We start from the raw sequence: 13,052 nt of genomic DNA, 5'->3' as shown, positions 1-13,052 counted from the left end.
CCAAAACGGGCCCGCCACTTGGTTGCTGCAACCGGGGGCGGGCCCGTTTTGGGTGAGGACCAGTCAGGCCAGAAATCCAGTTGGCTGACCCGTGTACGTGAGTGTAAGCTGGTGCATGGCGCGGGTGCAGGCCACGTACAGCATGCTCCGGTCGACTTCCGTTTGGTAAGTGCGGGCCGCTGCAAAAGGCACCACCACTTCATCAAACTCCAGCCCCTTGGCCAGGTGAGCCGTGGTGATGATGACGCCCTCTTTGAAAGATGACGACTCGTCGGTGAGCAGGTGAACGTTGGGGGCCGACAGCGCCTCCTGCACCTGCTCGGCCTGGTGCTGGGTTTTACAGATGATGCCCAGCGACTGGTTACCGGAATTACCGAAGGCTGCCAGCAACTGCCTAAGCATATCCAGCTCCTCAGCGGGGCTGGCGCAGCTTACCACAGCCGGAACCGGCCCATGCCGTTCCAGCGGAATAATGTGGGGGTTGGGCGTGATGCGCTGCGCGAAGGCCGTAATTTCCATCGTCGAGCGGTAGCTGCGGTAGAGCCGGACCACGTCGGCCTGCGGAAACACCCGCTCAATCGTTTCGGCCGAGGAGGCGCTGTACGGGTTCACGGTCTGACTGACATCGCCCAGAATGGTTTTGCGGCAAGTAAACAGGCGCGACAGCACGGCGTACTGCACGGGCGTGTAGTCCTGCATTTCGTCTATCAGCAGGTGCTTTACGTGGGCGTAGGTGCTCACGCCCTCCAGCCGGATGCGCAAATAAATCAGGGCAAACACGTCGGCGTACTCCAGCTTCAGGTTGTGCCCGAGCTTGAGCAGCGTGGGCTGGCCGGCCCAGCGGTAAAAGTCGCGGTAGATGTCGAGCACATTCTGAAACCGGAACATGCGGTTCATGGCCTCGCCAATCGTGCCCTTCTCACGTCCGCTAAGCTTGCGGCCGGCAGCGTGGCGCACGTAATCGCGCACGTCCTGGGCCACCAGGGCAAAGCGCTTCAGCAGCGGCGCGCGGTGGTAACCCCTGAATTTCTGCTCGATAACCGCCTTCGGAACCAGCGTGCTGCCCACCCGCAGGTCCTGGAACGTGAGGTAGCTATTCTCGATGTGCAGCAGGTACTGATTGAGCTGGCTCAGAAAATCGAACGACGACTTAAACCGGATGCGCTCAATAAACGCCGCGTCATGATGCTCCAGCAGGGCCGATACCTGCTCAAAAAAAGTCTGAAACGGCTGCCGGTTTTCGAGCAGGTCGGCCGCCAGCTCCTCCATCACCATCTCCGGAATGTGCTCCTCGCCCAGCTCGGGCAGCACGTTGGAGATGTAGTCGGCAAATACCTTGTTGGGCGAGATGATGAGAATGTCGCCGGCAGAAATGGTTTCGCGGTAGCGGTACAGCAGAAAGGCAATGCGGTGTAGGGCAATAGAGGTTTTGCCCGAGCCGGCTACGCCCTGAATCACCATCACCGACGCCTCCTCGTTGCGAATAACCGCGTTCTGGTCGCGCTGAATGGTGGCGACAATGTTCTTGAGCTTGTCGTCCGACGACTTGGCCAGCTCGCGCTGCAGCACATCGTCCTGAATGTTCACGTCGCTGTCGAGCATAAACTCCATCCGGCCGTCGCGGATGCGGTACTGGCGCTTGAGGCCGATAGTGCCGCGCACCGAACCGGCCGGCGTGGTGTAGGAGGCCGGGCCCGGCTCGAAATCATAGAACATCGACGAAATGGGGGCCCGCCAGTCATAAATCAGGTTGGCGCGCTGCAGCTCGTCGAAGAAGGAATAGATGCCGATGTACACCGGCGCGGCTTCGCGGCCAGCCACGGCGAAATCGAGGCGTCCGAAGTAGGGCGACTGGCCCAGCTTAAGCAGCTTACGCTTGCGGCCCACGGCCGCTTCGCCCGTAAAGGCCATGCGGTTGATGGACTGGCCGGCGGCCACCATATCAGCCTCATCCATGCCCGACTGGTGCTCGTGGATGTACTCCTTTTTCTCCCGAAGCTCCTCCGAAAACTGCTTTACCGAACCGTCTACCCGCCGGATGGCCAGCGTCAGCTGCTCCTTTATCTGCTCCAGGTATTCCTTCTCCTCCTGCTGGGTTGCGTTTATCACGGCCGACTCCTGAAAATTGAACCCCAAAGGTCGGGGCAAATTCCGGGGTATGGAAGTGGCGCGGCATTGCGGGCCCCGGCACTCCGCACCGCTGGCGGGCCCGCCGTTTCGGCATAACGTATTTTTGTACTTCCTTTCTGCCTGATCTTATGTTGCCAACGGCCCACTATACTGCTTTCATCAAACGCCGGGCGGCGGAGCTGGGCTTTATGTACTGCGGTATTTCGGAAGCCGGATTTCTGGAGGAGGAAGCCCCGCGCCTCGAAAACTGGCTGAATCAGAACATGCACGGCCAGATGGCCTACATGGCCAACCACTTCGACAAGCGCCTCGACCCGCGCCTGCTGGTAGAGGGCGCCAAATCGGTTATTTCGCTGCTGCTCAATTACTATCCGCCCCAGGAAACCCAGCAGCCCGACGACACGCTCAAAGTCAGCAAGTACGCCTACGGCCGCGACTATCACTTCGTCATCAAAGACAAGCTGAAAGAGCTGCTCCACGATATGCAGCAGGAAATAGGGGAGGTGGGCGGCCGCTGCTTCGTCGATTCGGCCCCAGTGATGGACAAGGCCTGGGCCAAAAAGAGCGGCCTGGGCTGGGTGGGCAAAAACAGCAACCTGATTACGCCCGGCGTGGGCTCGTTCTACTTCATTGCCGAGCTGATCGTGGACGTGCCACTCGACTACGACGGCCCCATCAAGGACTACTGCGGCACCTGCACCAAATGCGTGGATGCCTGCCCCACCCAGGCCATCACCGAGCCCTACGTGGTAGACGGCAGCAAGTGTATCAGCTACTTCACCATCGAGCTGAAGGACCAGATTCCGCGGGAGGTGGAGGGCAAGTTCGGCAACTGGGTATTTGGCTGCGACATCTGCCAGGACGTGTGCCCCTGGAACCGCTTTGCCAAACCGCACCACGAGCCGCAGTTCAACCCCCACCCGGCCCTGAAAGACCTGACCCGCGGTGACTGGCAGGAAATAACCCACGAACTGTTTTCGGAGCTATTCCGGCAGTCGGCCGTGAAACGGACCGGCTACGCGGGCCTGCAACGCAACATCCGCTTCGTAGCCGACGATGTGCCCGGAGCCGCCCCCGCGGCCGCCGACTAGCACACAGGCCTCCAAACGCAAGGGCCGGGCAGCGCCACCAGTAGGTGCGGTGCCCGGCCCTTGCGGTGCCGGCTGCGTGGGTGCAACAGGAGAGGTGGGGCTTACCCCAAAGCGGGCTGACCGAAAACTCGGTTCAGAAGGCGATGATAAATTCTGGAGAATTGCTGGTAGCACCAGGCTTTAAGTTCCAGCAAATCGGCGGGTACCAGATTTCGCAGGGCCTTGCGTAGTTCCTTTTCAAACAGAATTTTGTCGAAGCTGACTTTCAGCAGAATGGTTTTAGCATACTCCAACATGGTGGCAAATAATTTTAGGTGGGAAAGGTGGGAGGGTGGATAAGAAGGATGAGTTAGAAGGTGAAAAAATGATTTTAAACAGGCCGGCTGCCCCTTGTACGGCTGCTACAGAAAAAGGCCGTACTGCCCGCAGCCGGGTAGCTCCTTTCTTGAAAGATACAAAATGTTATCGGACAGATGCAAACGCTACGGTAGTGGCCATATCGGCTGCCAGGGCCAAAAAAAGCAGGCGGAGCGTGGAAAACCACACTCCGCCTGCAAAAAAAACGCGGTTGCCAACCAGCCGGAAAACCCGTATTTAGTACGTAAACAGGGCCGCTATATTAGTAGCAACAATGGCGTCGGCGGGTTCGTCGAAGGCCTCGGCCACCTTGCGCAGAATGGCTTCTGCGCTTAGCGGCGGCGTTGCCACATTAATAGGCAGGGTCGAATCGAAGGGCACCGAAACCAGCGCGCCTCCCTGGCCATTGGCGCCGCTGGCGTTATAGGTCTGGGTGAAACTTGATTCGCCTTCGTATACTTTGGCAATAGCCGGACTGGCGGCCGCCACCGGTGCATCGTCGGGGCTGATCCAGCTTTTTACCGTGGCGCCGCGCTGCCGGCGCAAAGTGCGCAGGTGCGCGGCGTGGCGGGCCTCGGCCGAGTGGCTGCGCAGCAGGGTTTCGGTGAGGTAGGCATCGGCGCGCACAAAGTCAACCTGGCTCTTATATACCCGCACGGCTACGTCCTTCAATACCTGCGCTACCAGCAGGTAGGTGGCGGGGTTTGTCTGGATGTCAGGGTAGAGGGCCGTTTGAGTACCGTTGCGGCTGCCCGTGAAATCGTAGCGCGGCGTGGTCGGCAGCGTGGCACCACCGTCGGTAATCAGCTGCGAGAAAAGCGCAACGCGCTGCGCCTCCTGCTGCTGAATAACCTGAATACCGGCTTTTTCGGTGGCCGTGAGGGGGAGAGCTGGGTAGCCGGCCACGAGGCCCAAGGCACGCGAATGCAGCTCGTTGCCCAGGGCCGCCAGCTGGCGCACCAGCAGCAGCACATCGAGGCGGGTGCGGGTGTCGAGGGTGCCGGCGGTGGCTGGCTGGCTGAGGGCGCCCAGTAGCAGGCCCGGGAGCAGGGCGGTACCGGCCTGGCCCAGCCGGCCCAGGGCGGCGCGGCGCGGGGCAGCCAGGTGGGGGGCGGCAGTAGTCGAATCGAGGTCGGCCAACCGGGCCAGCAGGTTCAGAAAATCCATGAGAAAGAAAAAGCGGAGCTTAAAGCGTCATCAGGTTGTCGGCCACCAGTACTATGGGTACCAGCGGGGCGAGCAGCTTGGCCACTTCGGCGGGCGTTTTTATAGTGTCGAGTCCGGCCTGGTTGCCGGTCGGCGTTATCACATCGGGCCCGGCAAAGGAGTTGAACTCAACCTGGTCGCGCACGAAAGCCGCATGACGCGCCTTTACAGACGTTATTTTGAGCAACAGTCGCAGGTAGCTGCTATTGGCCAGGCGCCGGCCCAGGCCGTTGTAGGCACCTACTGCCAAGTCTTCGAGGGTGCGGGCGGCCTCGTATGCGCCCTTGCGCGTGGTGAGGGTGTAGGGCGTGAAGTTGAACTCCAGCGCCGTTATCAGGCCATTATCATAGACGGATGTGCCGAGCACCGACTTATAAAACTCGCGGTAAATAACCTCGTGGTCGCGCATATCCACAAAAGCAGCCGTATCGGCGGCCGTAAAATCGGACGGGGGCGTTGTAACTACCTTTTGGTAGAGCGACGCCTGTATCTGGGCCAGTAGATAGGTGAGGTTGAGGATGCCCGTATCATTGGCTGCAAGAACGAGCGTGCCGGTACCGGCATCCGGGCCCGGAGTGGGGTCGTCGTCGTCGTTGCCACAACCGGCCAGTACCAGCGCCGAGGAAGCAGCCGTAGCACCGGCTACCCGCAAAAATGTGCGCCGGCGCAGGGCCCGGCCCGAAAAAGAAGTGTCTGCCAAATCAGCCATACGCGAAAATAAACCCGACAAGCCACAACCCAACGCAGGTTGCCAACTTCCGGAAGGTAAAGGTACTTCATTGAACCCGGATGCTCTATCGCCACGATACCGATACCGCCCGGAAGGTTGTCAGGCCAGTGTATCGGGTAGCGCACCGGGCACCTGCATCGCGCCGGTTAGCCTGCCCAAGCTTGCCCAACTCCCGGCTCTGGCACAGATGTCATGTCATGCGGGCCATCCTGTCAAATAAAAACAGGCTGCCCCTTACGGAGCAGCCTGTTTTTATTGGGGAAGCGAAAAAGCTACAACAGCTTATCCTTGTACCAAACCACCAGCGCGCGAAGCATCGAGCACTTCGGCCATGGTCAGAATTTCGTCGAACGAAGCCGCTGCATCATTAGCCGAGTAAGGCGTGCCGAGCTGGCTGGTGATGTTCACGTTCGATTGGATAACGTTATCCTCGCGGATACCACCGGTATATACCGGGCCCAGCGGAGCTGGCAGAGCCGAGTCGGAAGCTGGAATCCAGGCTGGCTGCTGGCGCATGCCACGGATATGAGCTGCGTGACGAGCTTCTACCGAGTGAATCTGGAGGGCCACCTGGAGCAGAGCGCTGTTGCTCATAAGATTACCTGCCTGGCCTTTGTAGGCCCGTACACCGGTATCCTCCAACGCCTGGGCTACCACTAGCTGGGTAGGATAGTCGGCTGGGAAAGCTGAGGCTTTAAACTTCTTATTCGTCACCGGCGTGCCGCTCAGAGCCTTAATGGTGTCGCTCAGCAGCTTAACGTGGGCAGTCTCGTGTTTGAGGATAGTAGCAATAGCCCCGGCGGCAGCGCCGGCGGGTACTTTGCCGGCGGCAGTCATTTTCTTATAGAAATCTTCCTCCAGCAGCTCCAGGGTCAGGGCATAGTTGAGGACTTCGATTACGCTAGGAGTTGTTGTTTGGCCGTATGCCTTCGAAAACAGCGAGGATACGAAAACCGGAGCGGCAGCCAGCGCGCCCATTTTGGCGGTGTTGCCCAGGCTTTTGAATACTGCCCGACGGGAGTCGAAGCGGCCAAGTACGTCGGCGTCTACTTCCGACAGTTGCTCGATTATGCGAAGTATGTTCATGATGAAGTCTCGTTAAAAGGAAGGAGGAATTACTTGCCGACTTTCGAAGCGTCGAGCTTCTCTTTGATGAAGCTCTGAGCTGCCGTTACTACGTCGACTGGCTCCATGGCCTTGTCGAGGCCGTTAGCATCGATAACTTCTTCGTTGGCGAACGAGCCATTGGAAATCAGGTCGCGCACATAAGCAGCATGACGGGCTTCTACCGACACAATCTGTCCGGCAATTACCAAGTAAGCCGGCGTTTTCAGGTATTTACCAGCACCATTATAGGCGGCTACACCCAAATCCTCGAACGTTTTGGCGGTAGCCAATACCGAAGCACGCTTCGTAAAGTCGACGGAAGTGAAGATAGGCGTCAGGCCGGGGATGATCTGGCCGGGTGCGTCGCGGTTGATAGCCGCCTTGAAAAAGTCGCGGTGAATAGCTTCGTGCGCGGCTACCTGGTTGAAGTAATCCTTTTCCAGGGTCGAGAAGTCGGCGGCGGGCGTGGCCTTTACCTGAGCATAGAAAGCGGCTTCGAGCTGTTCCAGCGCGTATGCGTAGTTGAGCACGCCTACATCACCCGAGCCCAGATTCACGGTGCCGTCAGGCGTAACGATTTCGTTATCGTCGTCGTCGCAGCCCGAGAGCAGCAGAGCCGTAGCTCCGGCCGTAGCTCCGGCGTACATGAAGAACGAGCGGCGCTTGATGGGCGTGTACAGCGGCTTGGCGAATTCCGCCTCTTCGCTGGCATTTTGCTTGATGTTGGACATTGGAGAAATAATTTGGGTGAAAAAAGGCAAGGTGAATCTGCGCGCCCTGGGGCAGGGTATTAAAAATCAGGAACTTCTGCCGAAACAAGCGGTAGGGTAGTTGCTGGGTGGAGTTACGACCACAACTCGGCAGTGGATTGAGAATAACCGAAATTCTGTAACATTTTATATGTAATGTGCTGATAGTTAGATGATCCTTTTTTCTACAGTAAGAACTATTGCGTTATAGAATGCCCTAAACAAAGGCGCCTGATAATCAGCTGAGTGCAGGGAGGAATTGCTGGTACTGAATTTGAGCGCGTATGTAAACAGCCGGTTGGCGGATGTGCGCTGAAGCACAGTGATGGGCTTTTCCCTGCTGCACTTTTGCGGGTAGCCACCGCTTTTCTGTATAGTTCAGCTACAGATGCCAACGGCTACGGCCCTAAATTGTTCTGGCCCAACCTAATTGGCTGCCCTGATACCAGCCTGCCAACCGGGTGTTGGCCGCTCTGGCAGCCTCAAGGCAGTTTTTCGTAGCTTTGAAACCCACCCGCTGAAGTTGGGCCTCATGCGTTTAGTGCTGGTTGTGTTTTGCTGGATACTGCTGCTGTTGCCGGCCCCTGGTGCGCATGCGCAGCCGGCACTGGCCGCCGGTAATGCCGATATTGAGCTGGGGCCAGGCGCGTTTCCAATCAACGAGTACTATACCATCAGCTTTCGGCTGCGCGGTGCTCCGCTGGAACGCTACTCCGCCTTCCCCGATCTGGAGGGTTTCAAGAAAAGCGGCAAATCGAGCACTACTACCACGCGCATTGTGGGCGGCCAGAGTTTCACGGAACTCACCATTACGCAGCGCTACGCCGCATTTGCCGAGGGCGAGTACGAAGTCAAACCCTTCAGTATGAAGGTAAACGGCCTGAGCCTGGAGTCGGCGGGCGCGCGCCTGAAGGTGGGGCCCCAGCAGGCCAATGCCGTGCCTCCACCCGGCAGCACGGCCCCCTTGCAGGGTCTGGGACTACTCGACCAGCTGTTCGGCAAGCCCAAGCCGCAGGACTATACCGAGCCGCGCGACCAGGCTTTTCTGACCCTTACTCCCGATAAAAAGCAGGTATTTGTAGGCGAGGGCCTGCATGTGGCGCTGTATTTCTACCTGCGCCCCGAAGACCAGGCTGTGCTCGATTTCTATGATTTTGCGGGCCAGCTGCCGGGCATTATCCGGCAACTACGCCAGCGCACGGTGTGGGAGGAAAGCTTCGACGAGCAGGAAGTAGTACCCGAAAACGTTACGGTAGGCGGCCAGCCGTTTCTGCGCTACCGCCTTTGGGAAGCTACGCTGTACCCGCTCAACGCTACCCCACTCGCGTTTCCGGCCATCGAGCTGAAGATGCGCAAGTACAAGGTGGCCAAAAAACCCGCCGAGGGCCTCGACAACCGCCTCGAAGGCTACAAAACCTACCGCTCGCCCCCGCTGGCTATGCCCGTAGTGCCCCTGCCGCCCCACCCGCTGCGCGACCAGGTGCCGGTGGGCAACTACGAGCTGAAAGAGTTTCTCGACCGCACCACGTTTCGTACCGGCCGCACGTTTGCCTACACGTTTGCGCTCGAAGGCGAGGGCAACCTGGCTACCGCCAACCTGCCCGCCCCCGCGGCCCCCGATGGGCTGGAGCTTTATGGCCCCGAAGTGCAGCAGACGCTAACCCGCCAGAACGGTCGGGTGGGAGGGCGCAAAAGCTTCCGCTTTCGCCTGGTGGCCCGCCAACCTGGCCCGGTTCGCCTCGATACGCTGTTCCAGCTCATTGTTTTCAACCCCGCTACGGCCCGCTACGATACGCTGCGCTCCAGGCTGCAACCCGTAGTGGCCGGCCCCGAGCGCACCGAAAACACCTTGCGCCCCGTTCCTGCCGACCCGTTTTACCGCCAGGCCCTGGCCGCCGCCGATACTACGCCCCAGCCCCGTGGAATTTACCGCGACGTGCGCCGCTACGCCAATCTGTTTCTGGGCGTGTTGGTGGTTTTTGCCCTGTGGGGCTGGTGGCAGGCGCGGCGGTAAGGGAGTGGTGGGTAAAGGTACTGTCATTGCGAGCGGAGCGAAACAATTTGTTTGACCAGAGTACGCATTGGGAAATGGACAGATCTAACGTCAGGGCTTTTCGCTTGACAGAACTTCGCGTTTTGGTCAGGCAGATTGCTTCGCTCTGCTCGCAATGACAGTACCTTTACCCACCAAATCACTCATTCACCACCTATGAACACATTCGGCACGCTGTTTCGCATTACCACCTTTGGCGAGTCGCACGGGCCGGGGATTGGGGTGGTGATTGACGGATGCCCGGCGGGTTTGGCGGTGGAAGACGCGCAGATCCAGGCGGCGCTGGACCGGCGCCGGCCGGGCCAGTCGGACCTGACGACGCCCCGCGCCGAGGCCGACCGGGTGGAGGTGCAGTCGGGTATTTTCCGGGGCCAGACGACCGGCACGCCCATCAGCCTCTACATCCGCAACCAGGACCAGCACAGCCACGACTACTCGCACATCGAGCACGCCTACCGCCCCTCACACGCCGACTATACTTACGACCAGAAGTACGGCCGGCGCGACTTCCGGGGTGGTGGCCGCAGCTCGGCCCGCGAAACGGCCGCCCGCGTAGCCGCCGGCGCCGTGGCCCAGCAGCTACTCAATCAGCACAACATCAAAGTAAATAGCTACGTGTCGCAGGTGGGTGCGGTGGCCGTGCCGGTAGGGTACGAGGGGCTTGATTTGAGTTTGGTTGACTCGAACCTCGTACGCTGCCCGCACCCCGAAACGGCCGAGCGTATGGCCGCCCTCATCCGCCAAACCCGCGACCGGCACGATACGGTAGGTGGCCTCGTAACGGGCGTGGTGCAGGGCCTGCCCGCCGGCCTCGGCGAGCCGGTATTCGATAAGCTGCACGCTGAGCTCGGCCGGGCCATGCTGGGCATCAACGCCGTGAAGGGCTTCGAATACGGCTCGGGCTTTGCCGGCACGCTGCTGTTCGGCTCCGAGCACAACGACGCTTTTTATACTGACGAGGCTACCGGACAGGTGCGCACCCGCACCAACCACTCGGGCGGCATTCAGGGCGGCATCAGCAACGGCCAGGACGTGTACTTCCGGGTCGCCTTCAAGCCCGTGGCCACCATTCTGCAGCCTCAGGCCACCATCAACGACCAGGGCGAGGCCGTTACGCTGGCCGGCCGGGGCCGCCACGACCCCTGCGTGCTGCCCCGCGCCGTGCCCATCGTGGATGCCATGACCAGCCTCGTGCTGGCCGATATGCTGCTCCGGGCCCGGGCCAACAAGGTTTAATGCGCGTCGGTTACCGGGCCGGGCAGCACCCAGGAGGCGGGCGCCAGGGTGCGGCGCACACGCAACAGGTTAAGCGTAGGGTTGACGAGTGGTCGGGGTGGGTGGCCGTTTAAGCTCACGCTCGAATGGCAATAGATGGCTACCGGTGGCTGGCCCCGGCGGCGGAAATCCTGGCCCAGCAACTGCGCGAACTGCAGCAGCAGGTCGGGGTTGGCCCTGAGCTTATGGGCTTGGTTGGACGTGAGGTAGTTCTGCGGGTGCACCCACTCCTCGCGTCCGCCGGGCAGCACTACCTGGAACATGGCCGTACCGGTTTTGCTACGCAGCATCAGGTGCCAGCTGAAGCGGTGGCCTTCCTCGGTCCAGTGCACATCGGCGGGGTAGAGGAAGTGGCGTAACGGTAGCAGTAGCTGCACCAAACCGAATAAGCCCAGCCCCGCCAGCACCCAGCGGGCCCGGCGAGGCGCAACGACCAACGTTTCGGGGGGCGCCCCATTGGGCAGTGGCACCCGCGCCCGGAACCAGCGGCCCACGAAGCCCGGCAGCCGGCGCGGGAAATCGGGAGCGAAAAACAGGCTGGTCAGCAGGATGGAAAACCACGGGAAAGTGCCCAGCCCGAACACCACCACATTGGTAAGGTGGAACAGTACGGCTACTCCAAAAGTCCAGGGCCGACTGCGCCGCCACAGCAGCAGCGGCACCACCAGGGCATCAAACACAATGCCGCCGTAGCTCAGCGCCCAAGCCGCGGCCGGCTGGCTCAGCAGCGGGCCGATGAGCGGATAGTTGGCCTTGGCTGCCAGCCACACCGTGAGGGGGCGGGCCGCCAACCAGTCAGGATTCAGCTTGGCCAAAGCCGCCAGCGCGTACACCAGCCCCATCTGAAACAGCAGCACCAGCCGCGTCCAGGCCGGGGTAGTGGTGGCCGGGGCCACGCGGCCGGCGCGCACATCGGCCGAGGCGGCGCGGTGGGCGGGCAGCACCGCCAGCACGGCCGCCACCAGCGCATACAAATAGAAATGATTGATGTATTCGGTTTCTTCGAGCAGCAGCAGAGCGCCGTAGCCCAGGCTTAGCAGGGTAGCCGCCAAGCGGTAGTGCCAGCCGGCGGCCACGGCCAACCCGGCAGCTACCACCAACCCGTAAAGCGCATAAATACCGGCGGGCGGCGGGTGCGGCAGCCACTCCCAGCCCAGGTAGCGGAAGTGAAACTGCGGCTCGGTGTAGTTGCGTACCCGCCCCAATAGAATAGCTCCACCGTGCTCCAGCGCCAGCAGAAAGCCCGCACCCAGCCGGAAATAGACCAGCCAAGCAATATCAACAGGACGAAATAAAGCGGCAATTAGGCGGGACATAATTGGGGCTACTGGGGCACTGGGGCTACAAGCTTCAGGCTGCAAGCTTCAGGCTGCAAGCTACAAGCTGATGTCCAACATCTGCTTGTGGCTTGCGGCTTGTGGCTTGCGGCTTGCAGCTTGTGGCTTGCGGCTTGCAGCTTGTGGCTTGTGGCTTGCGGCTTGTGGCTTGCAGCTTGTGGCTTGTGGCTTGTGGCTTGCGGCTTGCGGCTTGTGGCTTGCAGCTTAACCAAACACGTTACCTTTGCAACTATTGCCGCCCCGCGCGGTTTCATGGTAATGGGGCCGACCAAAACGCCCCGATTTTTCTCCGCTTGTCTCCAAGTCTTTCAAACATGGCTGAACAACTCACTGCCCCCGCTGGCCCGGTATCGATATACGCCGAGGCTTCGCCCAACCCCGAATCCATGAAATTCGTGCTCAATGCCCAGCTGCTGGCTGATGGCGTGAGCGTAGACTACCCCAACCTGGAAGCCGCCGTTAATTCGCCGCTGGCCCAGGAGCTGTTTAACTTCGATTATGTGGGCCGCGTGTTCATTGCCCAGAACTTCGTGACCATTACCAAGAGCACCGACCACCAGTGGGCGCAGCTGATTCCGGAGCTGCGCACCTTCCTTAAGTCGTACATCGAGGCCAACGGCCCCATCTTCACCGTCGACCCTGCGGCTGAGCAGGCGGCGCAGGCTTCGGCTGCGCCCGCCGATGCTTCGGAAGCCGACCAGGCCACCAGCCAGAAAATCATCGACCTGCTTGATAACTACGTGCGCCCCGCCGTGGAGCAGGACGGTGGCAACATCACGTTCAAAAGCTTCAACGACGGCATTGTAACCGTAAACCTGCAGGGCTCGTGCTCCGGCTGCCCTTCGGCCACGGTTACGCTTAAGTCGGGCATCGAAAATCTGCTCAAGCGTATGGTTCCTGAGGTGAAATCGGTCGTAGCTGAAGGCATCACGATTTAAGCATAAACAGCACAAATGCTGCATACACAGGCGTGTGCTTCTAACGTAAAAGAGCCCGGCCAATTAATTGGCCGGGCTC

The 13,052-nt window shown here is 60.2% G+C and carries 11 protein-coding genes; 4 read left to right on the top strand and 7 right to left on the bottom strand.

Annotated features, from left to right (window positions below; genetic code table 11):
• Window positions 1-63 precede the first annotated feature (63 nt).
• A complete protein-coding gene (locus J7E24_RS06420; RefSeq protein WP_251047063.1) occupies window positions 64-2,148 on the bottom strand; it encodes a HelD family protein in 2,085 nt (694 codons plus the stop codon).
• Between the two features lie 110 nt (window positions 2,149-2,258).
• Between J7E24_RS06420 and queG the strand changes: the two genes are divergently transcribed.
• Window positions 2,259-3,221, top strand: a complete 963-nt coding sequence (queG, locus tag J7E24_RS06415; protein ID WP_215136322.1) for a tRNA epoxyqueuosine(34) reductase QueG — start codon at window positions 2,259-2,261, stop codon at window positions 3,219-3,221.
• 101 nt (window positions 3,222-3,322) lie between these two features.
• On the opposite strand, the gene J7E24_RS17975 is transcribed toward queG, so the two are convergent.
• The 5 genes from J7E24_RS17975 to J7E24_RS06395 all read right to left on the bottom strand — a co-directional run bounded on the left by J7E24_RS17975 (window position 3,323) and on the right by J7E24_RS06395 (window position 7,352).
• A complete protein-coding gene (locus J7E24_RS17975) occupies window positions 3,323-3,517 on the bottom strand; it encodes a hypothetical protein (RefSeq protein WP_251047062.1) in 195 nt (64 codons plus the stop codon).
• Between the two features lie 298 nt (window positions 3,518-3,815).
• Window positions 3,816-4,745, bottom strand: a complete 930-nt coding sequence (locus J7E24_RS06410; protein WP_215136320.1) for a ferritin-like domain-containing protein — start codon at window positions 4,743-4,745, stop codon at window positions 3,816-3,818.
• A 19-nt stretch (window positions 4,746-4,764) separates the two neighbouring features.
• Window positions 4,765-5,493 (bottom strand): ferritin-like domain-containing protein, encoded by a 729-nt coding sequence (locus J7E24_RS06405; RefSeq protein ID WP_215136318.1) that lies wholly within the window; start codon window positions 5,491-5,493, stop codon window positions 4,765-4,767.
• A gap of 303 nt (window positions 5,494-5,796) precedes the next feature.
• The gene (locus J7E24_RS06400; RefSeq protein ID WP_215136316.1) at window positions 5,797-6,600 is read right to left on the bottom strand and encodes a ferritin-like domain-containing protein; all 804 of its coding nucleotides are present in this window, start codon (window positions 6,598-6,600) and stop codon (window positions 5,797-5,799) included.
• A gap of 29 nt (window positions 6,601-6,629) precedes the next feature.
• Complete coding sequence (locus J7E24_RS06395; protein ID WP_215136314.1) at window positions 6,630-7,352, bottom strand: ferritin-like domain-containing protein; 723 nt, start codon at window positions 7,350-7,352, stop codon at window positions 6,630-6,632.
• A gap of 550 nt (window positions 7,353-7,902) precedes the next feature.
• Between J7E24_RS06395 and J7E24_RS06390 the strand changes: the two genes are divergently transcribed.
• Both J7E24_RS06390 and aroC read left to right on the top strand, forming a co-directional pair.
• Entirely contained in the window at window positions 7,903-9,384 is a 1,482-nt protein-coding gene (locus J7E24_RS06390; RefSeq protein ID WP_215136312.1) for a BatD family protein, read from the top strand.
• A 195-nt stretch (window positions 9,385-9,579) separates the two neighbouring features.
• On the top strand, window positions 9,580-10,659 hold the full coding sequence (gene aroC, locus J7E24_RS06385; protein ID WP_215136310.1) for a chorismate synthase: 1,080 nt from the start codon (window positions 9,580-9,582) through the stop codon (window positions 10,657-10,659).
• On the opposite strand, the gene J7E24_RS06380 is transcribed toward aroC, so the two are convergent.
• The gene (locus J7E24_RS06380; RefSeq protein WP_215136308.1) at window positions 10,656-12,014 is read right to left on the bottom strand and encodes an HTTM domain-containing protein; all 1,359 of its coding nucleotides are present in this window, start codon (window positions 12,012-12,014) and stop codon (window positions 10,656-10,658) included. The genes aroC and J7E24_RS06380 overlap by 4 nt on opposite strands.
• Window positions 12,015-12,349: 335 nt before the next feature.
• Here J7E24_RS06380 and J7E24_RS06375 point away from each other — a divergent pair, with 335 nt between their 5' ends.
• Window positions 12,350-12,973 carry a NifU family protein gene (locus J7E24_RS06375; RefSeq protein WP_215136306.1) on the top strand — a complete coding sequence of 208 codons (624 nt, stop codon included), beginning with the start codon at window positions 12,350-12,352 and terminating at the stop codon, window positions 12,971-12,973.
• Window positions 12,974-13,052: the final 79 nt, after the last annotated feature.

The organism is Hymenobacter sp. ISL-91 (genome assembly GCF_018613725.1).
Lineage (GTDB): Bacteria > Bacteroidota > Bacteroidia > Cytophagales > Hymenobacteraceae > Hymenobacter.
This window is presented reverse-complemented; position numbering and strand designations above follow the sequence as displayed.

Coding starts and splice junctions, on each gene's coding strand:
- queG (WP_215136322.1), top strand. CDS start 2,259: ATGTTGCCAACGGCCCACTATACTGCTTTCATCAAACGCCGGGCGGCG.
- J7E24_RS17975 (WP_251047062.1), bottom strand. CDS start 3,517: ATGTTGGAGTATGCTAAAACCATTCTGCTGAAAGTCAGCTTCGACAAA.
- J7E24_RS06410 (WP_215136320.1), bottom strand. CDS start 4,745: ATGGATTTTCTGAACCTGCTGGCCCGGTTGGCCGACCTCGATTCGACT.
- J7E24_RS06405 (WP_215136318.1), bottom strand. CDS start 5,493: ATGGCTGATTTGGCAGACACTTCTTTTTCGGGCCGGGCCCTGCGCCGG.
- J7E24_RS06400 (WP_215136316.1), bottom strand. CDS start 6,600: ATGAACATACTTCGCATAATCGAGCAACTGTCGGAAGTAGACGCCGAC.
- J7E24_RS06395 (WP_215136314.1), bottom strand. CDS start 7,352: ATGTCCAACATCAAGCAAAATGCCAGCGAAGAGGCGGAATTCGCCAAG.
- J7E24_RS06390 (WP_215136312.1), top strand. CDS start 7,903: ATGCGTTTAGTGCTGGTTGTGTTTTGCTGGATACTGCTGCTGTTGCCG.
- aroC (WP_215136310.1), top strand. CDS start 9,580: ATGAACACATTCGGCACGCTGTTTCGCATTACCACCTTTGGCGAGTCG.
- J7E24_RS06380 (WP_215136308.1), bottom strand. CDS start 12,014: ATGTCCCGCCTAATTGCCGCTTTATTTCGTCCTGTTGATATTGCTTGG.
- J7E24_RS06375 (WP_215136306.1), top strand. CDS start 12,350: ATGGCTGAACAACTCACTGCCCCCGCTGGCCCGGTATCGATATACGCC.